This is a genomic window from Kineobactrum salinum, assembly GCF_010669285.1.
Lineage (GTDB): Bacteria > Pseudomonadota > Gammaproteobacteria > Pseudomonadales > Halieaceae > Kineobactrum > Kineobactrum salinum.
This window is the reverse complement of the sequence record NZ_CP048711.1, coordinates 1775492-1798503: the sequence shown is the minus strand read 5'-3', so window position 1 is coordinate 1798503 and position 23012 is coordinate 1775492. Positions and strand designations below refer to the sequence as shown.

18 protein-coding genes and 3 pseudogenes are annotated in these 23012 nt (G+C 64.3%); 8 read left to right on the top strand and 13 right to left on the bottom strand.

The window, feature by feature from the left end:
- Positions 1–3: 3 nt before the first annotated feature.
- The 4 genes and pseudogenes from G3T16_RS07665 to G3T16_RS07650 form a co-directional block, all read right to left on the bottom strand.
- Positions 4–552 (bottom strand): annotated as a pseudogene (locus G3T16_RS07665) (SDR family NAD(P)-dependent oxidoreductase); the annotation flags it as partial.
- Between the two features lie 111 nt (positions 553–663).
- Positions 664–1284, bottom strand: coding sequence for a DUF4136 domain-containing protein (locus G3T16_RS07660; RefSeq protein WP_163494536.1), 621 nt, complete (start codon positions 1282–1284; stop codon positions 664–666).
- 34 nt (positions 1285–1318) lie between these two features.
- Positions 1319–2407 carry a DUF3080 family protein gene (locus G3T16_RS07655; RefSeq protein ID WP_232059305.1) on the bottom strand — a complete coding sequence of 363 codons (1089 nt, stop codon included), beginning with the start codon at positions 2405–2407 and terminating at the stop codon, positions 1319–1321.
- 61 nt (positions 2408–2468) lie between these two features.
- Positions 2469–3092: a glutathione S-transferase family protein gene (locus G3T16_RS07650; RefSeq protein ID WP_163494535.1), complete on the bottom strand. Its 624-nt coding sequence runs from the start codon at positions 3090–3092 to the stop codon at positions 2469–2471.
- A gap of 144 nt (positions 3093–3236) precedes the next feature.
- Between G3T16_RS07650 and G3T16_RS07645 the strand changes: the two genes are divergently transcribed.
- Together G3T16_RS07645 and G3T16_RS07640 are read left to right on the top strand one after the other, a co-directional pair.
- Positions 3237–3587, top strand: coding sequence for a c-type cytochrome (locus G3T16_RS07645; RefSeq protein WP_232059304.1), 351 nt, complete (start codon positions 3237–3239; stop codon positions 3585–3587).
- 147 nt (positions 3588–3734) lie between these two features.
- Positions 3735–4952, top strand: a complete 1218-nt coding sequence (locus G3T16_RS07640) for a dipeptidase (RefSeq protein ID WP_163494534.1) — start codon at positions 3735–3737, stop codon at positions 4950–4952.
- Positions 4953–5016: 64 nt separating this feature from the next.
- Here the strand turns inward: G3T16_RS07640 and rep are convergent.
- Positions 5017–7013: pseudogene (rep, locus tag G3T16_RS07635) on the bottom strand (DNA helicase Rep).
- Between the two features lie 204 nt (positions 7014–7217).
- Here rep and G3T16_RS07630 point away from each other — a divergent pair.
- Positions 7218–9242 carry a PhoX family protein gene (locus tag G3T16_RS07630; protein WP_163494533.1) on the top strand — a complete coding sequence of 675 codons (2025 nt, stop codon included), beginning with the start codon at positions 7218–7220 and terminating at the stop codon, positions 9240–9242.
- Between the two features lie 15 nt (positions 9243–9257).
- On the opposite strand, the pseudogene G3T16_RS07625 reads toward G3T16_RS07630, so the two are convergent.
- The 5 genes and pseudogenes from G3T16_RS07625 to G3T16_RS07610 form a co-directional block, all read right to left on the bottom strand.
- Positions 9258–10459, bottom strand: a pseudogene (locus tag G3T16_RS07625) (acetyl-CoA C-acyltransferase).
- A complete protein-coding gene (locus tag G3T16_RS21820) occupies positions 10456–10743 on the bottom strand; it encodes a thiolase C-terminal domain-containing protein (protein ID WP_232059303.1) in 288 nt (95 codons plus the stop codon). Before G3T16_RS21820 ends, G3T16_RS07625 begins: the two are co-directional and overlap by 4 nt.
- Positions 10719–11687, bottom strand: coding sequence for an acetyl-CoA acetyltransferase (locus tag G3T16_RS07620; RefSeq protein WP_232059302.1), 969 nt, complete (start codon positions 11685–11687; stop codon positions 10719–10721). The genes G3T16_RS21820 and G3T16_RS07620 overlap by 25 nt, the downstream gene beginning before the upstream one ends.
- Positions 11684–13354 carry a class I adenylate-forming enzyme family protein gene (locus tag G3T16_RS07615; RefSeq protein WP_163494532.1) on the bottom strand — a complete coding sequence of 557 codons (1671 nt, stop codon included), beginning with the start codon at positions 13352–13354 and terminating at the stop codon, positions 11684–11686. The genes G3T16_RS07620 and G3T16_RS07615 overlap by 4 nt, the downstream gene beginning before the upstream one ends.
- A 4-nt stretch (positions 13355–13358) precedes the next feature.
- Positions 13359–14225, bottom strand: a complete 867-nt coding sequence (locus G3T16_RS07610) for an NAD(P)H-dependent flavin oxidoreductase (RefSeq protein WP_232059301.1) — start codon at positions 14223–14225, stop codon at positions 13359–13361.
- Positions 14226–14495: 270 nt separating this feature from the next.
- Between G3T16_RS07610 and G3T16_RS07605 the strand changes: the two genes are divergently transcribed.
- The 4 genes from G3T16_RS07605 to G3T16_RS07590 all read left to right on the top strand — a co-directional run bounded on the left by G3T16_RS07605 (position 14496) and on the right by G3T16_RS07590 (position 18597).
- Complete coding sequence (locus G3T16_RS07605) at positions 14496–16019, top strand: carotenoid oxygenase family protein (protein ID WP_163494530.1); 1524 nt, start codon at positions 14496–14498, stop codon at positions 16017–16019.
- Positions 16020–16133: 114 nt separating this feature from the next.
- On the top strand, positions 16134–17087 hold the full coding sequence (locus tag G3T16_RS07600; protein ID WP_163494529.1) for a winged helix-turn-helix transcriptional regulator: 954 nt from the start codon (positions 16134–16136) through the stop codon (positions 17085–17087).
- A 95-nt stretch (positions 17088–17182) separates the two neighbouring features.
- On the top strand, positions 17183–18133 hold the full coding sequence (locus tag G3T16_RS07595; RefSeq protein WP_163494528.1) for an SDR family NAD(P)-dependent oxidoreductase: 951 nt from the start codon (positions 17183–17185) through the stop codon (positions 18131–18133).
- Positions 18133–18597, top strand: a complete 465-nt coding sequence (locus G3T16_RS07590) for a YybH family protein (RefSeq protein WP_163494527.1) — start codon at positions 18133–18135, stop codon at positions 18595–18597. The genes G3T16_RS07595 and G3T16_RS07590 overlap by 1 nt, the downstream gene beginning before the upstream one ends.
- Here G3T16_RS07590 and G3T16_RS07585 read toward each other — a convergent pair.
- Entirely contained in the window at positions 18594–19388 is a 795-nt protein-coding gene (locus tag G3T16_RS07585; RefSeq protein WP_163494526.1) for a DUF1295 domain-containing protein, read from the bottom strand. The two genes, G3T16_RS07590 and G3T16_RS07585, sit on opposite strands and share 4 nt — an antisense overlap.
- Before the next feature lie 188 nt (positions 19389–19576).
- Between G3T16_RS07585 and G3T16_RS07580 the strand changes: the two genes are divergently transcribed.
- Complete coding sequence (locus G3T16_RS07580; protein WP_163494525.1) at positions 19577–19963, top strand: nuclear transport factor 2 family protein; 387 nt, start codon at positions 19577–19579, stop codon at positions 19961–19963.
- Here G3T16_RS07580 and G3T16_RS07575 read toward each other — a convergent pair.
- Positions 19960–21330, bottom strand: a complete 1371-nt coding sequence (locus G3T16_RS07575; RefSeq protein ID WP_163494524.1) for a spinster family MFS transporter — start codon at positions 21328–21330, stop codon at positions 19960–19962. The genes G3T16_RS07580 and G3T16_RS07575 overlap by 4 nt on opposite strands.
- A gap of 21 nt (positions 21331–21351) precedes the next feature.
- Positions 21352–22989 (bottom strand): AMP-binding protein, encoded by a 1638-nt coding sequence (locus G3T16_RS07570; RefSeq protein ID WP_197911953.1) that lies wholly within the window; start codon positions 22987–22989, stop codon positions 21352–21354.
- Positions 22990–23012: the final 23 nt, after the last annotated feature.

The following is a 23012-nucleotide window of genomic DNA, read 5'->3' as shown; positions in this document are numbered from 1 at the left end:
CTCCGACCAGACGCTGCCCGGGCAGATGGCGTTGACCCGGATACCCCGTGGCGCCAGTTCCAGCGCGGCGGTCCTGGTCAGGGAAATCAGCGCGGCCTTCACCGCTGAATACTGGGCATAGCCCGGCATCTGCATCATGCCCGCCACCGAGGCGGTGTTGATGATGCTGCCGCCGTCGCGCACCAGCGCGGCGCCGTGGTGCAGCACGGCGTAGGGGGCTTTCAGGTCGGCGTCGAACAGGGTTTGCAGCTGTTCCGGCCCGGCTTCCTCAATGGTGGGGCCGGTGTTTTCAACGCCGGCGTTGTTGAACAGGATATCCATGCCGCCAAAGCGCTCGCGCGCCTGCGCCAGGGCCGCAACCAACTCCTCTTCCCGGGTGAGGTCGGCTTGCAGGAAGGTGGCGCCCAGCTCCGCGGCGAGTGTCCGGCCCGCTTCCCGGCGGCCCACAATAATGACCTCGGCGCCGGCGGCGCGCAGCCGTTTGGCGGTGGCCAGGCCAATGCCGGCGGTGCCGCCGGTGATGAAGGCGACTTTGGCTTGCAGCGAAAACATGGCGAAATCCTGTGCTCGGTTGGGCACAGTATGCTAAGGCCTGGCGGGGCGGGCGGGGTATCGAAACCGGCTAGGCCGCGGGTCATATTCGGCCAAACGTGGCCAATGCTCTCAGGAGCCGGGGTCTTCCGGGGCCGGCGGAAAGGCGGAGAAGATTGCGGCAGCCGCTTCGTTGTACTCGGCCTGGTCCCGCACCTGCTCGCCGGAGAGGCGGGAATGGGTCACCCCGCGCCAGACCGAGCGTTCCAGTTCGGGGTCGATCATGTCGACAATGAATGTGCCCTCGGTGTAGTTGCTCGATACGATGTCCTGGCGCGGCCCGATACAGCTCCAGCAGTCGTACAGGCTGTAGCGGTTATAGCCGCGATAGAGGCCGACGAATCCCGGCCTGTCGTAGCTGCGGACATCGGTCTTGAACTGGGTGAGCAGGTGCCAACTTACCAGCATGTCCGCCTGGGATGGGTCATCCACCACGGTCAGGCCCTTGTTTTGCAAGGCCGTGCGAATGCCGGTGTCGATGCGTTCCTTCTGCATGTCGCTCAGCTGCAACGGATTGTCGCCCTCCACGGTGCCGGAATCCTCATAGAACGCAACGCTGCGGACCTGGCTGAAGTCGTAATCCGGCTTGTAGTCGACATCCGGCCTTGGAGGACCGCTGGCACAGGCGCCCAGCAGCAGTGTTGCTACAGCGATGCCCAGCAGGGGCAGAATGCGTTTTGTCGGGCTTGGCATGGGGTTCTCCTGGTGACCTGAGAGGCGTACTTGTCTATTTTGACAGACTGGGGACCGTGGAGGTTCCTGTGGCGGCAATAATGCCCGGATTTGCTGCACAGGGCTCCAGCAGGGCCTGCAGTTGGGCCACGTGCTCACGCGGGGCCGCTGTCCAGGCCCGCAGCAGCTGTTCACGCTGCAACTGCCAGTCCCGGAAAGCCGCCGGCAGGACACCGTCCAGGCGCCGCTCCAGCGAGCGCAGCAGCGGCAGCAGCTCGTGCTGGCGCCGCCCCAGGGCAGCGGAGCGGGGCTGCACTTCGCCTATGAAATACCGGGTGATCACGTTGGGCAGGATGTCCGCCGCTGCCGGACGTATCCGCTCGCTGCACAACGGTCCCTGCTGCATGCGCTGTGTCAGCAGAGTGTCGGCCGCCCGCAGCCAGGCTGCCTGCAGCGCCAGCGCCTTTAGCAGGGCGCCGCCGTCGCCCCTGGCCACTTCGCTCAGTTGCAGTTCGAACTGGAGATTGTCGGCCCGGTAGTCGCCCGCCAGCCAGCGCCGGGCGCTGTCATCGATCGCGGCCAGTGCGGACAGTACCGCGCTGCCGGTGCGCGCGGGATAGTCGCCCAGTACCTGGGGTGGCTGCCACAGCTGGCGATACTCGGGCCCCGCCAGGGTGGCGTTGAAGATCAGCGCCGGTAACTGCCGCTGCTTGAGCTCGTGGACCTGCGCCAGGGTGTCCGCCAGTGCCTGCCGCTGCTGTTCCCGCAGGGTGGCGATGCAGGCCGGTGCCAGACGCAGGTATTCCAGGTCCAGCAGCAGGCGCTGGGAGGGGCTGGCCATCAGCCCGAGGCTACTGTTTCGCTTGCCGATGGTAACCTGTACCTCGCAGCCGGTGAGCGCCAGGAAATCCAGTGCCCCGAGCTTGCCGGCGGTGATTTCCAGTCGCAGCGCGCTGGCAGCGGGCATCCGCGGCACGGCCTGCGCGCTGACTTCCGGCACCGCCGCTTGCAATGGCCGCGCCAAGCGCTGCAGATAGCGCTGCAGCTCGGCGTCGGCGTTGCGATCAGCGCAGCCCGCCAGCAGTGTTGTCAGGCACAGCAACGCGGCTGGCAGCATCCCGCGGCAGCACAGGCGCATACTCATGCACTCTTTATAACCTGATCCGGCGCTACCCGTCGCGCTCAAATCCGGCCGCAAGTAGCGGCTATTGTTCTACCGCCGCCCTGGCCCGTGGCAGCCAGGCCTGTATGTGGCTGCATTCCTCGGGTACTGATTCCTTGATCCAGCGGGCGAAGTCGATGCAGACCAGCAGGTCAATATCGGCGAAGGTGAAGTGCTCTCCGGCCAGGAAGGGCTGCCGCGCCAGCGCCCGGTCCATCATCCGCCAGGCGCCTTCCATGCGCTGCTTGCCGCGCTCCACCAGTTGCGGAATCTGGGCGATCTCCATCGGACCGGGCAGCGCCCGGTTGGCAAAGGCCGGATTGCCGTTGCGGAACACCTCGGCGATGGCGTGGAACAGGCTGTTGTACAGGCGGTGGTTCCAGCTGATGACCTGCGCCTTCTCCAGTGGGGTGGAACCCATCAGTGGTCGCTCCGGAAATACCTCGTCCAGGTAGACACAGGCGCCAATCACCTCTGTCAGTACCGTGCCGTCGTCCAGCACCAGCGCGGGCACGGTACACATCGGGTTGATTTTGCGGAACGTTTCCTCGAACTGCTGCTGCTTCAGCATGTCGATCTGGACGGTGTCGACCTCGATACCTTTGTAATCCAGGAACAACTGCAAACGGCGGGGGTTGGGGGCGGGGTCGTAGGTATACAGTTTCATCGCGCTGCTCCATGGCTGGGATGCCTCCAATGATACGGGTAAAACACGCCCTGCGGCCAGCGCCGCCACCGGTGCAACCGGGATGAGTTTTACCGCGAGGCATAACTGGCTATAATGCGCGGCCAGATTGGAGAGGACACTGTTGTGATTAGCCGAATTGTAGTGACTGCGATGGCACTGTGCGTGGCGGTGGCGGCCAGCGCCGTGGATCTGACCGAGAAGCAGCGCGCTGAAATCGAGGCCCGCATCAAGCCTGTGGGTGAGGTCTGCCTGCAGGGCGACAGCGACTGTGGCGGCCCGGCGGAGGCCACTGCTGGCGGGGGCGAGGCCCGCAGCGGCGAGGAAGTCTACAATACGGCCTGTCTTGCCTGCCACGCCACCGGCGCCGGTGACGCGCCCATTCTGGGCGATGTCGAGGCCTGGGCCGATCGCATTGCGCGGGGGTGGACGCCCTGCATGAAAGTGGTATCAAGGGGGTTCCGGGGACCACCATGATGGCCAAGGGTGGATGTGCGAACTGTTCGGATGAGGAAGTAATGGCCGCCGTGGACTTCATGGTGGAGCAGAGCCAGTAGTTGTCGCCTTGTCCGGCACAGGGTGGCCTGATCAGACAGGGACGAACAAGACCAACGGAGACGAGCCATGAAACACACGCTAATTGCTTTGCTGACCCTTGCTGTGCTCGCCCTTGCGGGGCCTGCACACGCCGATGACGCCCTGCGCCACGCCCGTGAGCTGCTGGCAGAACACCCGCTGATCGACGGCCACAACGATCTCCCCTATGTTATCCGGGAGCACGGCCGCGACGTGGAATCCTGGGACCTGAAAGGCGAGGTGCCGGGCGACACCAATATTCCGAAGTTGCGGGATGGGGGCGTAGGTGGGCAGTTCTGGTCCGTCTACATTCCCGGCACGCAGGAAGCCCGGGAGCAGGGGTTTGCCCGGATTCAGCTCGAGCAGATCGATATCGCGCGCCGCGTGCTGGCAAAATATCCGGAGGTCTTTCATTTTTCCACCAGCGTGGCAGATATCGAGCAGGCGCGGGAGCAGGGCAAGATTGCGTCCCTGCTGGGCATGGAGGGCGGCCATGCCATCGAGAACTCACTGGGCGCCCTGCGCATGTTCTACGCTCTGGGCGTACGCTACATGACGCTGACCCATTCACAGAGCAACGACTGGGCCGACGCCGCGGGCCAGAGTGAGCACAATGGCCTGACTGACTTTGGCCGGGAAGTGGTGCGCGAGATGAACCGGCTGGGTATGCTGGTGGATCTGTCCCATGTCACGCCCAAGGTCATGCAGGACGTGCTGGATGTCTCCGAAGCACCGGTGATCTATTCGCACTCCAGCGCGCACGAACTGACGCCCCATATGCGCAATGTGCCCGATGCTGTCCTGCAGCGGCTGCCTGACAACGGGGGGGTGGTCATGGCCTCATTCATCGCCCTGTTCAATACCCCGGGCTATGCAGAATGGGACGCCGGCTTCACCCGCTTCCGTGGCGACGTGCAATGGGGCGAACCCGAGTACGATGGGCTGTACGAGGCCTATATCGAGGAGCATCCGCTTCCGCCTGCCACAGTCAGCGACGTGGCGGACCACATCGAACACATCGCCAGGGTGGCGGGTCACGATCACGTGGGCATCGGCAGCGACTTCTTTGGCGCTTCCGAGTGGATGGTGGAAGGGCTGACCGACGCCGACGATTTTCCCGTGCTGTTTGCCGAACTGGTGCGGCGCGGCTGGAGTGACGAGCAACTGATCGCCCTGTCGCGGGGCAATATCCTCAGAGCCATGCGCGCGGCTGAACAGGCCGCGGGCCGCCTGCAGCAGCAGCGGGGCCATCGCTGGCCACCATAGAAGAGCTCGACGGCGATCGGGAATAAGCTCCGTGATCCGTTCAGGCTCTGCGGCCGCAGCCTGATCAGGCAAACAGGGATTTCAGGCTGCTGAGCGTCTCGCTGGCGCGCTGTTCATTGGCCTCGGCGGTCTGCTCGTCGCCGCCCTGCCACTGCAGGTCGTCCTGGGGCAGTTCGGCGATGAAACGGCTGGGATCGCAGCTGACGGTCTCGCCGTACTGGCGCCGCTTCAGGGCCAGGGTCATCGTCAGTGACTGGCGGGCGCGGGTGATGCCCACGTAGGCGAGGCGCCGCTCCTCGGCAATATTGTCCTCCTCGATGCTGGCCCGGTGGGGCAGCAGGTTCTCTTCCATGCCGAGTATGTAGACATGGGGGAACTCCAGTCCCTTGGAGGCGTGCAGGGTCATCAATTGCACGTTGTCCGGGCTGGCATCTTCCTCCTCCTGCTGTTCCAACAGGTCCCGCAGCAGCAGCCGGCTGACCGCTTCCTCCAGTCCCAGGGATTCGTCCCGCATCACCCGCTCTAGGCTGTCCACCAGGAAATTGACATTGCCCATGCGCCGCTCCGCGACATCCTCGCTGGAGCTGATCTGCATGAGCCAGTCCGCGTAGTCGATATCCCGCAGCAACTGGCGGATGGCGCTGACATCGGTGGCAGAAGCGCTCTGCCGGCGCAGTCCGGACAACCACTGGTGGAACTCGCGCAGGCGGCGCAGCCCCGCCTCCGGGATATGCTCGCCGCCGACATGCCCGCAGGCCTGGCTGAGGCCACAGTGGCGGCTGGTGGCGTAGGCGCCCAGCGCCTCCAGCGTGGAGGGACCCAGCTTGCGGCGCGGTACGTTGGCAATGCGCAGGAAGGCATTGTCGTCGGCCTCGTTGACCAGCAGACGCAGGTAGGCCATCACATCCTTGATTTCATTGCGGGCGAAGAAGGAGGTGCCGCCGCTCAGATGGTAGGGCACCTGCTGTTGCTGCAGTGCCAGCTCCAGCAGCCGCGCCTGGTGATTGCCCCGGTACAGCACGGCGTAGTCACCGAAGCGGGTGCGGCGGCGCAGCTTGTGGTCGATGATCTCCGCCACCACCTGATCCACTTCCTGCTGCTCGTCGCCACAGCGAATCACCCGCAGCGGGTCGCCGGGCCCCAGCTCACTCCACAGCTGCTTCTCGAACACATGCTCGTTGTTGGCGATCAGGGTATTGGCGGCCTTGAGGATGCGTCCGGTGGAGCGGTAGTTCTGCTCCAGCTTGATCACCCGGATGCCGGGGAAGTCCTGTTGCAGCAGGGCCAGGTTTTCCGGCCGCGCCCCGCGCCAGGCGTAGATCGACTGGTCGTCGTCGCCCACCACGGTGAGGCCGCCGCGCAGGCCCACCAGCTGACGCACCAGCAGGTACTGGCTGGCATTGGTGTCCTGGTACTCGTCCACCAGCAGGTAGTGCAGTTGCGTCTGCCACTTTTCCAGAATTTCCGGATGGTGTTCAAACAGCACCGTGGGCCGCAGGATCAGATCGTCGAAGTCCAGCGCATTGAAGGCTTTCAGCGCCTGCCAGTAGCGCTTGTAGGCCTGGGCGCACAGTATGTCGGCGGGACTGGTGGCGGTGGCCAGCGCCTGTTCGGGCAGCACGCGGTCATTCTTCCAGTTGGAGATGCGCTGCTGGATCGGCCCGGCCTGGTCGCCCTCGGCGCCGTGCTCCTGCACCAGCAGGTCATGCAGCAGCTTGCGGCTGTCCTCGCCGTCGAAAATGGAAAAGCCGGCCTTGATGCCCAGGGTCTTGCGCTCTTCGCGGATGATCTTCAGGCCCAGCTGGTGGAAGGTGCTGACGGTCAGCCCCTCGGCCTTGTCGCGCCCCAGCAGCTTGCCGACCCGCTCCTTCATCTCCCGGGCGGCCTTGTTGGTAAACGTCACCGCGGCGATGCGCCGTGGCTGGATACCGCACTGTTCCACCAGATAGGCGATCTTGCGGGTAATGACGCTGGTCTTGCCGCTGCCGGCGCCCGCCAGCACCAGCAGGGGCCGTCGATATAGCGCACGGCCTCGCGCTGGTGGGGATTGAGTGCGGTCACGGATGTATTTGCCGGGAAGTTGCCTGTGGCCGGCAAGTGTAGCAGGAAGCGGGAGCCGCGCGCAGGCAATCGAAGCTGCCCAAGCCGTCTCAATACCGGTAAAGTGCGGTGCCTAAACACCGTTGTCATATTTTCGCTCTACACTGCGGCCTCGCCTCCGGTCGCGGTCGTGGCCGGATTGCTGCAGTTTGTCCAGGAGTCATCATGTCTGATCGCCCCCTGCCCGGCTATGCCGATGCCGCCTTTGTCGCCAGCGAAGAGCCCCGCCACAGCCCGCTGGGCCAACCGGATCTGCAGCGGGTTGCCAGCGCGCGCTATGGCCGGCGCGATCTGCTGCGCGGTGGCCTGGCGCTGGCGGTGGCAAGCCTGTTTGGCGCTCCGCTGCCGCGGCTCGCGTTGGCGCGGGACCCCAGCGCGGGGCCAGGGCTGCTGGGCTTTGCTCCGGTGCCGGTGAGCCGGGCGGATACCGCGGTGGTGCCCTCCGGCTACCGGCTGCAGGTGCTGCTGCCCTGGGGCGAGCCCATCACTGGCGACTATCCGGCCTTTGCCCCCGACAATAACGCCGCGCAGCAGGCCCTGCAGATGGGCATGCACCACGATGGCATGCATTTTTTCCCGCTGCAGGGTTCCGGTGACGGGCTGCTGGTGCTCAATCACGAGTATGCCGAGCCGCGCCTGATGCACGCGGCTGCGGCGGGTCTGCCCCTGGGGGCCTTCGACGTGCCACTGCGGGCCGATGGCAGCCGCGACCCGGAGCAGGTCTACAAGGAGATGAATGCCCACGGCGTCAGTGTCGTTCGTATCCAGCGCGGGGCTGACGGCCAGTGGGGCGCGGTACGGGACGCGCGCAACCGCCGTATCACCGCGCTGACGCCGATGGAGTTCCGGGGCCCGCTGCGCGGGGACCCGCGCTTGGAAACCCCCTACAGCCCCGAGGGACTGATGACCCGCGGCACGCTGAACAACTGCTCTCACGGGGTCACCCCCTGGGGCACCTACCTGACCTGCGAGGAGAACTGGCATTTCTACTTTGTGCGCGAGGGCGATGGCGCCCCCGCCAGCCAGAGCCGCTACAGCGTCGGCCCGCAGAGTGCCTGGCGCTGGCACCTCGCCGCCGCGGAAGCGGGTAAGCGGGACGAGGCCTGTGCCCGCTTCGACGCCACCCCTCGTGCGGCGAGCGCGCTGCAGGATTACCGCAATGAACCCCATGCCTTTGGCTGGGTGGTGGAGGTGGACCCCTTTGACCCCGACAGCACCCCGGTAAAGCGCACCCACCTCGGCCGCTTCTCCCACGAGGGCGTGGTGTTTGCCCCGGTGGAGGAGGGGCGGCCTCTGGTGCTCTACTCGGGCGACGATTCGGCCTTTGAATACATTTACAAATTTGTCTCCGCGCGGCCCTGGCACCGTGCCACCGCCGACGGTTCGCTGCTGGACGAGGGTACCCTGTACGCGGCCCGCTTTGCCGACGATGGCAGCGGTGAATGGCTGGCGCTGGTGCCCGGCCAGAACGGCCTGGGCGCGCAGTCGGGCTTCGCCACTCTGGCGGATGTACTGCTCAACGCCCGCGGCGCGGCCGACGTGGCCGGCGCGACGCCGCTGGACCGGCCCGAGTGGGGCGCGGTGGACCCCGGCACCGGGGCGGTGTATTTCACCCTGACCAACAACAAGCGGCGCCGGGAGGAACAGGTGGACGCGGTCAATCCGCGGCCGGCCAACCACTTCGGCCAGATCGTGCGCTGGCGCGAGGCGGACGATGACCACACGGCGCTGACCTTCGACTGGGAACTGTTTCTGCTGGCCGGAGACACAGACAACAGTCGCGACCTGCAGGGCAATGCCCTCGATGAAGACAACCTGCTGGCCATGCCCGACGGGCTCTGGTTCGATGCCGACCGCCGCCTGTGGATCCAGACCGATATCTCGGACCGGGACCAGAACAAGGACCCTTACCGGCCCATGGGCAACAACGCGATGCTGGCCGCGGATCCGGACACCGGAGAGCTGCGGCGCTTTTTCACCGGGCCGGTGGGCGCCGAAATCACCGGCTGCGTCACCACACCCGACCAGCGCGCGATGTTCATCAATGTCCAGCATCCCGGCGCCACCACCTCGGCGGCGGATTTCGCCCGCGGTCAGCTCGACAGCCACTGGCCCGAGGGCGGTGGTGCTGTGCCGCGCTCGGCTACCCTGGTGATCACGCGCGAAGACGGCGGCAAGATCGGCAGCTGAGGCCCGCCCTGTTTTTCAGGTGCAGCGCTCCAGCAACAGCGCGCTGCCGGTGCCGGCCGCGCCGGCGGCGGCGACAAGGCCCCACTGCAGGTCGCGCCGTTCCATCTCGTCGAGCAGGGTGCCGGCCATGATGGCGCCGGTGGCCCCCATCGGATGCCCCAGCGCAATCACGCCGCCGTTGACGTTGAGCTTGTCCTCGGGGATGTCCAGCTCGCGCATGCAAACGACGCTGATCGCCGCGAAGGCCTCGTGCACCTCGAACAGGTCGATGTCCGCGGCGCCGAGTCCCTGGTCCGCCAGCAGTTTGCGGGTGGCCTCTATGCAACCGCTGAGCACCTGCAGCGGATCGGCGCTGACCGTGGCGAAGGCCGCGATCCGGGCCCGGGGCCGGGCTCCGCTGCGGCTGCCGAAGGCCTCGTCGGCGATCAGTACCAGCGCGGCGGCGTCCGCCATCGCCGGCGAATTGCCGGCGGTGTGGATGTGGTCGATACGATCCAGCCGCGGGTAACCCACTAGCTGGAAGGCATCCACCCCGGCGGCGCCGGACCTGGCGAAGGCGGGCGCCAGCTGTGCCAGTTGGGCCGCGGTCATACCGGCCCGGATGCACTCGTCCTCGCTGATCTGCGTGCCGTCTTCGCGCACGATGGGGACAATGGAACTGAACCAGCCCTGCTCGCGGGCGCGGGCGGCGCGCTGCTGGCTGGCCAGGGCCACCGCATCGGCCTCCTCCCGGGTCACGCCGTGCAGGCTTGCAATCAGGTCGGCGCCGTTGCCCATCATCAGCATCTGGCAGCGGGCGGCGAATTGTGGATCCATGAATACCCGCGCCTGATCCGCCAGCATCGGCACCCGCGACATCATCTCCACCCCCCGGCGACCGTGGTGGCCGCCACCCCGGCATTGATTTTCAGTGCCGCCAGCGCCATGGCGTCGATGCCGGAAGAGCAGTAGCGGTTGACGGTAAGGCCGGGTACCGAGGTGGGCCAGCCCGCGTACAGGGTGGAACTTTTGGCGATGTTGCCAGCCTGCTCGCCCTGCTGGGTGACGCAGCCCAGAATGACGTCGTCCACCTGGACCGGGTTCAGGGGATTGCGCGCGGCAAGTGCCGCATACAGTTGTTTCAGCAGTTCCTGCGGGGTCAGGGAATTGAGGCTGGCGCCCTCTTTGGCGCGCCCGCGGGGGCTGCGCAGGGCGTCATAGATATAGGCCGTCTTCATCTGCCGACCCCCACGATCAGGCTGACACAGGTGGTGGCGCTGCCACCGAGGTTGAAGGTCGCCATGTTCTCGGCCCGGGGCAATTGATAGCCGCCGGCGCGGCCGCTGACCTGGCGCGCGCAGTCGAGCGCCATGCGCACCCCGGTGGCGCCCACCGGGTGGCCCAGCCCGATCAGTCCGCCGCTGGGGTTGATGGGAAAGTCGCCGTCACGGGTGATGCGGCCTTCCTCCACCGCTTTCCAGCTCTCGCCCGGCGCGGTCAGGCCGCTGTGGTCAATCGCCATGTATTCGGTGACCGAGAAGCAGTCGTGGGTCTCCAGTCCATCCAGCTCAGTGATATCGCGGAAGCCCCCCGGCGCAGGGCGTCCTGCATCATGGTCTGGACATGGGGGAAGAGCAGGGGCTGGCCGGCACTGAGTTGCAGTTTCCGCTCCAGCAGGATCGGCGCCGAGCGGTGGCCCCAGCCCTTGATCCGCGGGATATCGGAGAGTTGCAGCCCGTGCTTGTCGGCGTGGGCGCGGGCTGCCTGTTCGCTGGCGAGGATGACACAGGCGGCGCCATCCGTAATCTGGCCGCAGTCCATTTTCCGCACCCGTCCCTCGATCACCGGGTTCAGGGTATCGTCCTGGCTGAAGCAGCCGGCGGGGAACTGCCAGTCGCGGCTCTGGGCATTGGGGTTGGCCCTGGCGTTGCCGAAGTTGATCTCCGCGATCCGGGCCAGGTGATCACTGTTGATACCGTGGCGCTGCTCGTACTCGCGCGTGATGCGGTCGAACATGTGGGGCCAGGGATAGCTGCAGTCGGTGGCCTCGTGCCCCTGCCAGGCTGCCGCGCCGAGGTATTCGGCACCGGTCCTGCCGTCGACATTGCGCATGTATTCCAGCCCCAGCACGCAGGCGATGTCGTAGTGCCCGGCCTCGATGTCGCGCATGGCACTGAGCATGGCGATGGAGCCCGAGGCGCAGGCCGCCTCGTGGCGGGAGGTGGGTATGGCCGCCAGCTCGGGATACAGCTGGCCGAAGAAACCGTTGATCAGGCCCTGGCGGGTAAACAGCTCGGCCACGAAATTGCCGACGTGACCCACCTCGATTTGGGCCGGTTCGATGGCGGCGTCGGTGATCGCCGCGCCCAGTGCCTGGGCGAACATATCATAGATTTCCAGCCCTTCGCGGGCCCAGTTGCGGGCGAAGTCGGTCTGTGCGCCGCCCAGTATGTAGACCTGGTTCATGGGGATGTCCCTCGTTGTGATACCTGTTGCTGCAGTTCGCCGCGCACCACCTTGCCCACCGGGTTGCGCGGTAGAGCGGTAAACACTTCCAACCGCTCCGGCAGCTTGAACCTGGCAATGCCCTTGCTCTGCAGCCAGTCGCACAGCGCGGCGAGGTCCGGTGCCGCGCTACCCTGGGCCGGCACGACGCAGGCGCAGATTTTTTCTTCCAGCTGAGGATCCGGATAGGCGCAGACCGCCGCTTCAACCAGGCCGGGAAACCCTTCCAGCAGGATGTCCAGCTCCGCCGGCGAGATCTTCATGCCACCGCGGTTGATGATGTCCTTGCAGCGCCCGACGATGCGGTAGTAGTGGGGCGGGTCGCCACAGATTGCCACCAGGTCGCCGGTGCGGAACAGGCCGTCGGGGGTGAATACGCCCTCGTCGGCGTCATCGAGGTAGCCGTCGAACACGGCCGGTCCGCTGATGCACAGCTCGCCCGGAAGCTCCGGCTGCAAAATCTCCTCGCCGCTGGCGGGGTCGATGACCCGGGTGGTGATGGACTCGTGGGCATTGCCCCGCCAGGGCATGTCCGGCGCGCCGAAGCGGGGAAACATGCGTGCCCGGTATTCGGGGCTGGGGGCGGTGGCGGGTGTGGAAAACAGACTGATGCCTTCATTGGAACCGTAGAAGTTGATGATGGGCTTGCCGTACTGGCCCTCGATCACCTCTATCATCGCCGGCGACAGGGGCACGGAACCGGAACCGAAGGCGCGCACGCTGCTGAAGTCGCATCGCGCCCACAGCTCGGGCTGCTGCGCCAGCCGGTTGAGCAGGGCGGGCGGAGCGATGGTGAAATTGACCCGCTCCTGCTGGATCTGGCGCAGGAACATGGGTGGGTCCATGGGCTGGTGCAGTACCAGCGTGGAGCCGCTGAGTACCGAGGGAAACAGGAAGCCGCCCAGGGCCGCCATGTTCACCAGCGGGAACGGTGCCAGCAGAACTTCGCCGGGCTGGTATTCGCCCGCGGCCATGGTGTTGTCGGCCATCGCCCGCCACATGTTGTGGGAGCGGGGAACACCCTTGGGCGTGCCAGTAGTGCCCGAGGTCCAGACCACCGTGAGAATGTCGTTGGCATCCCCGGGATGCTGGCGCCGGTGACTGGCCAGCGCGGCGTCGCTCTCCTGCGCCTGGTCCAGCCAGTCGTCCTGCAGCGTCCACAGCGGGACTGCGTCCAGGGCCTGTTCCGCCTGGCGCGCCAGCTCCTGCTCGCGGAAGCGGGTCAGGGTGAGCATCGCGGCCGGGCGCAGGGTGCGGGCAAAGCGCCCGATCTCATAGCCCGCATACTGGATCGGCAGGGGCGAGGTCACGACGCCGAGTTTGCTGGCCGCGTAATAGCACAGCACCAACTCACTGATATTGGGCAGCTGCACCAATAGCCGATCGCCGTGTTTGAGCCCGCGTTCCAGCAGGCGGGCCGCAAGCCGGTCACTGAGCTGGTCCAGCTCCGCGTAACTGATACGGCGGGCCCGCAGCCCGGTGAGCTCCTCCTTGTTGGGCTGGTCGACCACGGCGATTCGCTCCGCCGCATCACCCAGCCGGGCCTGCAGGATGGCGTGCAGGGTTTCGCTACCCCAGTAGCCGGCCTCGGTCATGGCCCGAATCCGGGCCGGGGAACTGGTCTGCATCAGGCTACACCTCGCATGCGGCTCGATATTCCCGCTCCAGTCTGTCCACCAGTGCCGCGATGGGCAGGATATCATTGACCGCGCCGACCCCCTGGCCGGCAGACCAGACATCGCGCCAGCGCTTGGCGTCGCTGGAGGATTTGATGATATCGACTGCGCCGGCCTCGGGCATGTTGTCGGGGTCGTAGCCTGCCTTGACCAGGCTGGCCCGCAACCAATTGGCCTTGACCCCGGTCAGCGCATCGGAACAGATGATGTCCGCGCCTCTGGCGGCGACCACCATTTGCTTGTATTCCGGGACTGCCATGCTTTCCTCGGTGGCGATGAAGCGGGTGCCCATGTAGGCGTAGTTGGCCCCCAGTACCTGCGCGGCTCGCACCCCGCGCCCGGAGGAGATGCCCCCGCCCAGCACGATGTCGCCGTCCCAGAACTGGCGCACTTCCTCGACAAAGGCGAAGCCGGCCTGTTGGCCGGTATGTCCGCCGGCACCCGCGGCCACCAACACCAGTCCGTCGACACCGACCTCTACAGCCTTGGCCGCGAACCGGGTGTCAATGACATCGGCAAAAACTTTGCCGCCGTAGGCCTGCACGCTCGCTACCGCGTCTTTGGGGCTGCCCAGCGCCGAAATCACGATGGGCGCCCGGTATTTCACGGCCAGCTCCAGATCTTCGAAGCGGCGGGTATTGGAGCTGTGCATCATCAGGTTGATCGCCCAGGGCGCGTCCCGGCCGCGGTCGGTCTCAGTGGTGATGCGCTGCAGCCACTGCTCCAGCTCCGCGGTGCTGCGGGCGTTGACCGAGGGGAAGGTGCCGACGATTCCGGCCCTGCAGCAGGCGATGACCATCTCGGGCCCGGACTGTAAAAACATGGGGGCCTGAAATACAGGAATGCGAAGGGGCAGGCTTGCTGGCATAGACGATCCAAGTGACTTTTATTTAAAGACTGTAATGGTAGTCGACCACCTCGGTGCAGGCAAGGGCCTGATGGGCTCGTCGCTTCGATGCCCCATGTGGCCCTGCATACAGGCCGGAAAATCGCGACGACACATACTTGCATAAAAATACTATATACTTATACTCTGTTTACCGCAGTGCCTGCTGCATTGTTTGCAACCGGGCCGGGACAGCAGGAGTGAGTGATGCAAAATCTATCCAGAGTCAGTGAATATCCTTCGGTGGAGCACTGTATTGGCGGGGTCGCGGAATTTTCCGATACTCAGTCGTGGATCTATAGCCTGGACAATCCCTATCTGCACGGTGTCTATGCGCCCACGTCGAATGAACTCGACGTGGCGGGCCTGCAGGTGGAGGGCGAGCTGCCGGCCGATTTGTATGGAGCCTATTTCCGCAACGGCCCCAATCCCTTGTTCCAGCCCAAGAACCGCTACCACCCCTTCGACGGGGATGGCATGGTTCACGGAGTTTACTTTCAGGATGGCCAGGTGGCCTACCGCAATCGCTATGTGAATACTGCTGCGCTGCAGGGCGAACGCAGCGATGGACGCTCGGTATCGCCCGGCGTGATGGGGCCATTCGATTACCAGTTGTCGCCGTTCGGTATCAAGGATACCTCCAACACCGACATCTTCTATTTCAATGGCGACCTGATGAGCCTGTGGTATAACGCTGGCCACCCCTATCGTCTGGATTCCGCCGACCTCTCCACCAGGGGATACTACGATCTTGAGGGTCGGAGCAAGCGCCGCCTGTCCGCGCATTCCAAGGTTGACCCGAACACGGGGGAACTGCTGTTCTTCGATTACGGTGATGAACCGCCCTTCATGACCTGCGGTGTCGCCGACGCGGGGGGCAAGGTTCTGCACGAAGTTGAAATAGAATTGCCGGGGCCGCGCCTGCCGCACGACATAGGAGTTACCCGCAACTACACGATCCTGCATGATCTGCCGTTCTTCCACGACATGGCAGTGCTGCGCAAGCATGGTTACCGGGTATTGACCTTCCATCGCGACATGCCGACCCGCTTTGGGTTGATTCCCCGCCACGGCAGTGCCAGTGAATTGCGCTGGTTCGAATGCGAGCCCTGTTATGTGTTGCACACCAGCAACTGCTGGGAAGAGGGCGACTGGGTGGTCATGGACGGTTGCCGCTCCACCAATCCGATGCCAGACACCCAGCCCGGTGAGGGCGAACTGGCCCATATGCTGGCCTACATGCGGCTCGAGGCCAACAACTACCGCTGGCGTTTCAATCTACGCACGGGGGAGGTGCGCGAAGGCGATATCGATGACCTCAACACCGAGTTCAATAAGACCAATCCACTGTACATGGGGCGCAAGAGCCGCTTCGCCTATCATCAACGTATTCCGTTGCTGCACGAAGGCGGCCTGACCCTGCGCTTCACTGGTCTGGTCAAATATGACAATGAAACCGGCAGACGCTGGCAATGGGACTACGGAACCGGTGTGTTCGGGAGTGAAGCCGTGTTTGCGCCACGACGGGGCGCTACTGCCAGTTCCGCCGAGGATGATGGATATGTGCTCACGCTGGTGACCGATAGCAATAACTGGCAGTCGCACTGTCTGGTGTTTGACGCCACTGCAATTGACGCAGGACCCGTCGCCAGGGTACGGATGCCGCATCGGGTGCCCTTTGGTTTTCACGCAACCTGGGCGCGCGGCGAGGAACTGTTTGCGCCGCGCTGAACAGCGTGGACTGACCTCGACCGGAGGCGGGCAATGGTGGGGCAACCTTGATAACCGGCACTGTTTAATGTATCACTCGGGCCTTCATTAGCGAGTGTCAAACAGCGAAGGCCAATGTCGAAGCCCAAACTCCTCCCCAAAAGTTCCGTCAACCGGGCTCTCAATGCCTTGGGTGACCGCTGGAGCCTGCTGATTATTCAGCAGGCATTCCTTGGAACCAGCCGGTTTGAAGAATTCCGCAGCCGATGCAATATTCCCCGCAGTACCCTGTCGCACCGCCTCAAGTCACTTATTGGCAACCAGATTCTGGAGACGCGACCGCATGTTGCGGGCAAGGGGCGCCAGAGCTACTATCTGACCGAACGGGGCAGGGCTCTGCTGGACGCGGTATTGCTGGCCTGGGCCTGGGGCATCCGCTGGGGCATGATCAGTGACGGCCTGCCGACCTCCATTATCCACCATGACTGCGGCAAACCGATGATTCCAAAGCTTGCCTGCGATGAGTGTGGCGGCGAGGTTACCCTGCGCAGCTGTCACCGGGAGCCCGGGCCGGGCGAGGGCTACGAGCAGCTGAAGGTGCAGCGCATGCACCGGCGCCGCTATGCCGCCGATGAGCTGTACGCATCGGATGTGGTGGACCTGTTGGGTGACCGCTGGACCGGCATGGTGATTGCCACCCAGTATTTTGGTATCCACCGCTTTGACCACATGCAGACCTATCTGAATATTGCCTCCAATATTCTCGCCGACCGGCTCAAGGCGCTGGAGTTCAACGGCATTCTGGAGCGCAGCCTGTACGAACTGATGCCGCCGCGCTATGAATACTGGCTGACCAAGAAGGGTTCGGACCTGTTTCCCCATGCGCTGAGCCTGATGCTGTGGGCGGATGAATGGCTGGCGGATGTCAACGGCCCGCCGGTGCTGGTGCGTCACAACCCCTGTGGTCACTTGCTGGGGGCGTCAGTAGTCTGTGGCCAATGCGAACAGCCTCTTACGCAGGACAATGTTACTCCACGCTTGCAGGCCGCCACGGGCCGGCCGTCGCGCGCGGCTGGCAAGGGTCGCTGAGGCGCCCCTGTTCAGACCCCATGCTTGCATAATAAGACTTAATTGATCTAAGATGGATCGCACATCAGGGCGAGCGGTTCGGTAGGGGTCGATCAATGTCAAAGTTGCTCAAAATCATCAAATTCTACGGCCGCTTCATGCCCAGCTTCAGCGCTATCGGCTATTACTCGCGGTCGCTCTTCTGGCCCCGGCTGGAGGCGGATTTCAGCGGCCAGACCTGGTTGGTCACCGGTGCCTCCGGTGGTATCGGCGGCGCGATTGCTCTGGAGGCGGCACGCCGCGGCGCCACGGTGCTGGCGGCGGCGCGCAGTGAGCAGAAGCTGGCGGCGCTGGCCGGCGAGCCCGCCGCGGGCGGCAGGATCGTGCCATTGGTGGCGGATCTGTCGCTGATGTCGGGCACCGCGGCCATGGTCGAGCGGATCCGCACCGAGGGGCGCCAGCTCGACGTGCTGGTCAACAATGTCGGCGTGCTGCTGCATGAGCATCAGCTGACCGCGGAGGGCAAGGAGGCGTCCTATGCGCTGAACATCCTCAACCACTTCCTGCTGACCGAGCAATTGCTGGAGGGCGAGCTGTTGAATCGCGGCGGCACAGTGATAAACATGTCTTCCGGCGGCATGTACAACGCGCCGTTGATGGTCAACCGGATGAACGTAACGGCGCCGGAGCATTACAACGGCGTGCTGGCCTACGCGGTACACAAGCGCGGCCAGGCCGAACTGACCAAATACTGGCAGAGCCACTATGGCGCCGCTCGCGATCTGAAATTCTATGTGATGCATCCGGGCTGGACGGATACCGAAGGTGTACAGACCGCGATGCCAAAATTCCGCAGGATTCTGAAGCTGGTTCTGCGCAGTGGCCTGCAGGGTGGCGATACCGCGATCTGGCTGGCGGCAAAGCGGCCCGACGCGGATCCGGCCGCCTTCTGGTTGGACCGCAAACCGCGGGCGGCCCACGCCTACCCCGCGACCCGCAACAGCAAGTTCGCGCCGGAGGATCTGGCGGCGTTCCTGCAGACAGAGATCGACGGGAGGAATGACTGATGCAAAAGACCTTGGCTAAATTATGGTGCAACTGCACTCTGGCACTGCTGCTCGCTGCGGCGCCGTTGGCCCTGGCCGACGACACCGAACCGGTGGCAGCACTTCTCGAGCAGTTGCAAAGCACCTGGAATGCGGGCGACATGGACGGCTATCTCGCACTGTACCGCGGTGACGAGGAGCTGAGCCTGATGTTTGGCAATACCGTGCTGCGCGGACGCCCCGCGGTTCGGGCGCTGTTTCGCAAACACTATCCCGATCAGGAGCAGATGGGCAGGTTTGCGATCGACACACTGGAGGTGAGACTGCTGTCCGCCGATGTCGCGATCGCGTTGGGCACGTTTACCCATGTGTTCCCGCGGGAGACCATCAATGGCGGTTTCTCCCATGTCCTGGGCCGCGCTGCCGATGGCAGTTGGAAAATTGAACACGAGCACACCTCCAGGGGCAGTGTCACCCCGCATTAGTCTCTGGGGGGTAGTGGGAAAAACCCACTGGTGCGGCGCTTGTATTCCTCGAACCCGGGACGCTTCTTGCCCATGCGCCGCTCCAGCAGGCCCTTGCCCAGGGGGCCCATCAGCACCCACAGCATTACCGCGGGACTGATCACGGTGACAATCGCCAGCGGGTTTTCCATCGCAATAATGAACAGGCCCACCCAGACACAGGCTTCGCCGAAGTAGTTGGGATGGCGGGTGTAGCGCCACAGGCCCCGGTCCATCACCCTGCCCTGATTGGCGGGGTCCGCACGGAACCGGCTCAGCTGCCAGTCACCCACGGTTTCAAAGTACATGCCGAGCAGCCACAGCGCACTTCCGGTCCAGGCCATCGGGCCCAGGGTTGCGGGGGCATCCGCGGACACCGCGAAAATCAGCACCAGTGACACCAGCCACATGAAGAAGCCCTGCTGCAGGTAGATATGCGTCAGGCTGTGCAGGGCGTAGTTGCCGCCGCTGGATTCCACATGCTGGCGCAGCCTGGCATAGCGGGGATCTTCGCCGCCCCGGTTGCGCCAGCCGATGTAGAGGCTGATGCGCAGCCCCCACAACGTGATCAGGGTCAGTACCAAATACTGTCGGGCCGGCACACCGTCGCCCAGTGCCCAGCTGAACCAGGCCGTGATCACCAGCCCGAAACCCCAGAAGATGTCGGTGATACTGGAATCCCGCAGGGCAATGCTCAGCGCCCACATCGCCACCATCATGCAGAAAATCAGCCCCAGATTGAGCATCGCAAGTTGCAGAAATTCACCGTACATAATGTTGCGGACTCCTCTCCCTTATATTTATCGGACAGGCGGAGCCCCAGGTCCCGCCTGCAAAAGACTGTGTTAGTATGCCTTAGTCTTACTACGCAAGCGAGGGCTCAAGCCACGGAAACAGGTGTTTTCTGCGCTGTGGCGCTACCCTCCTGCACGACCCACTACGCTCACCGGGAGTACGCCCCATGAATGAAGCCGACGCCAACCTCGCTCTTGCCGAGCGCCTTGTGACCGCCCTGCAGAATTGCGACGTGGCAGCCGTGCGCGAGCTTTACACCGCCGATGCACGCATCTGGCACAATTTCGATCAGGCCTTTCAACCCCTCGAAGACAACCTGAAATCCCTGCAGTGGATGCATCACAAGCTGGACAATCTGCGCTATGACGTGGTCCGTCGCGAGGCCATTCCCGGCGGCTTCTATCAGCAACACGTCCTGCGCGGCACGCTGCCGTCGGGGGAAGCCTTTGCGATGCCCGCCTGTGCCATCATCAAGATCGAGGACGGCCGCATCGTGGCGCTGGACGAATACCTGGATTCCGCCCATACCGAACCGCTAAAGTCGGTTCGCTAGTCCGGCACCAGTTCGGCGCGTGCCCGGCTGGCGCGGAACGGCTTCAGTGCCAGATAACTGAGCAGCGCACCCAGTGGCAGTACAGTGGCGCTGACCAGCGCGATGGAGTAGCGCAGCTGTTGTGGATCGCCGAAACCGTAGTCGGTGACCAGCGCTACCAGGGTGGGTCCGAAACCCAGCGCCAGCAGGTTGCCCACCAGGAAGTACAGCGCGGTCATCTGCGCGCGCAGTGGGTTTGGTGTCACGATCTGCAGCGCCGCGGCGGGCAGGCCTTGGGGAAAGGCCAGCAGGAAACTGGTCAGGCCCAGGCAGACCAGGGCGGCCTCGCCGCTGGGCATCAGTGGAGTGGCGACCGCGAAGGGTACCGCAGCCATCGCGCCGTAGCAGGCGGTGCGCAGGATGGCGTCGCGGTGGCCGCGCTGCTCCATCCAGTCGGCGACAAAGCCACCGCAGTAGACGCCCCCGGTACCGAACACGAACATGATAGCGCCGTAGGCAAAGCCGATGGTGGCGGCGTCCCAGCCCCAGGTACGGATAAACAGGGTCGGGGTCCACACCATGTAGCCGGCTATTGCGATACCCACCATGGAAAAGGCGAGAAAGTGGAAGCTCACGGTCCACCGGTTGAGCCGCAGGAATGCCTTCAGTACGGGCAGGGAACTGGCGTTCTCCGCCGCTGGGACACCGGCCGCCTTCAGCCCCCGACGCAGCGGCTCGCGAATGCTCAGCACCAGCAGGAAAATGGGCAGGCCCAGCAGACCGACGTAGAAAAAGGTAAGCTGCCAGGGGGCCACGGCGCCTAGTACGGGCAGGGTTACCGTGCCCGCTTCCATGACCATGCGGATGACCACCCCGCCAATGATCATGGCCAGTCCGGCACCGAAGTAGACTCCCATGGAGTAAACGCTGAAGGCGCGAGCCAGCTGGTGCTTGGGAAAGTAGTCCGCCATGATGGAAAACGCTGCTGGGGACAGGGTTGCCTCACCCACACCCACGCCGACCCGCGCGGCAAACAGACCCCAGAAATTGCGGGCAGTGCCGCACAGTGCAGTCATCGCGCTCCATACGGCCACCCCGGTGGCAATGATGAGCTTGCGATTCTTCTGGTCCGCAAGACGGGCGATCGGCACGCCCATCAGCGTGTAGAAAATCGAGAACGCCAGCCCCGCCAGCAGGCTGACCTGGGTGTCGCTGATGTCCAGGTCCTGGCGTATCGGCTCGATCAGCAGGCTCAGGATCTGGCGATCGATGAATGAGTTGGTATAGGCCAGCATGAGCACGCCGACCACATACCAGGCGTACAGCGGTCTGGGCCAGTCACCGTCACTGTCAGACGCGTCATGTTCTTGCGGCCGGGGGTCGGGCATTCTTGGTTTCTCCTGGCCGTGTTACCTGGCGCGCAGTCGTTCGCGCTTGAGATGGATGCCGGCAGCTTCCCGATCCCAGGTATCCGCAGTTACCCCTTCCTGTCGCAGCAATACCTTGCGCGGCTTGTTGGTTTCGGTCTTGGGGATGGCGTCGATCAGCCGCACATAGCGCGGCACCATGAAGTAGGCCAGTTGTTCCGTCAGCCACAATATAAGCTGGCGGGGGTCGATGCGGGTGTCCGGGTTCGCCACTACTGCAATCAGGATCTCCTCCTCGGTAAACTCGCTGGGCACCCCCACCGCCACTGCCTCGGCCACATCCGGATGCCGTAGCACCGCCGCTTCAACTTCGACCGAGGAGATATTCTCGCCCCGGCGCCTGATAATGTCCTTCCGGCGATCAACAAAGAAGTAGTTGCCGTCTTCGTCCTGGCGAAAAACATCACCGGTGTGGAACCAGCCATTGCGCCAGGCCTCGGCAGTAGCCTCGGGCATATTGATGTAGCCGGCATTCATCGTCCACGGCAGGTCGGAGCGCACGATCAACTCGCCGTGTTCGCCGGGCGCTACTTCGATATCGTGTTCGTCAACCAGACGGCAACTCACACCAGTGCGGGGTTTGCCACAACTGTACTGCACCGGAGAATTCACATCACTGATCAGTGGCGTGGACACCTCGGTCATGTTGAAGCCGGTGATATAGTCGAAGCCAAAGCGCTGACCCAGCGAGATGGTCGCCTCGTTGATCGGAAACATGGTCATGTATTTGAGGGGATTGTCAGCGTCGTCCGGGGCCGGTGCCGCACTGGCGATGAACGGCGCCATCGCGCCGATCAGTCCCGCGGTGGATACGCAATTGGCACGCCGTACCTGGGGCCAGAATTCCGTGGTGCTGAACCCATCGACCAGGTAGAAGGAACCGCCCCGCACCAGGGCGGCGTAAATTGGGCTGGTGCCGCCGACATGAAACATGGGCAGGTTGACCAGCAGACAGTCGTCCGCCTGGATGCGGCCATAACTGACTACTGCGGTGGTATACAGCTGCAGATACGGCGACAGTACGCCCTTGGAAAGGCCAGTCGTGCCCGAGGTGTAGATCACGCTCTGAATATCCCAGGGCCGGATGCAGGCGCTGTCGTCGAGTGTGAGTCCCGCGCCTTCGAGTACTTCGCTGTCATGCCACTGCAGGTCAGCTCCCGTCGGTTCCCGGCCCGGGCCCGTGACAACGACCTGGCACAGGGTGTCGAGCTTCAGGTCCCGCAGGCGGCCGGTCAATTCCCCGTGAGCGACCATCAGGCGGGCGTCGGTAATATTGATTGCGTGTTCCAGGATCGCGCCGCGATAGGCGGTATTGAGCGGGACATAGACCGCCCCGAGATAGTTGGCGGCGAACCAGACCCGGACGATATCCCTGCCATTGGGTAACCAGGCCAGCACCCGGTCGCCCGGTGCAACGCCCAGCGCCTGCAGCCCTGCAGCGGTGGCCCGAATCTGTTCGCGGCATTGGGCATAGCTCCACTGCGAGCCGTCCTCGAACAGCGCCATGCGCCGGTCCGGAAACGCCCCCGCATGCTGGTCGAGCAGATTCTTCAATACGCAGGCGTCCGCGGTGGGCATGCCCGGGTCAAACCAGGGAGGGCGGGTATCGGCTGCGCTCATGGCCACCTCGGCGGTTCTGCTCG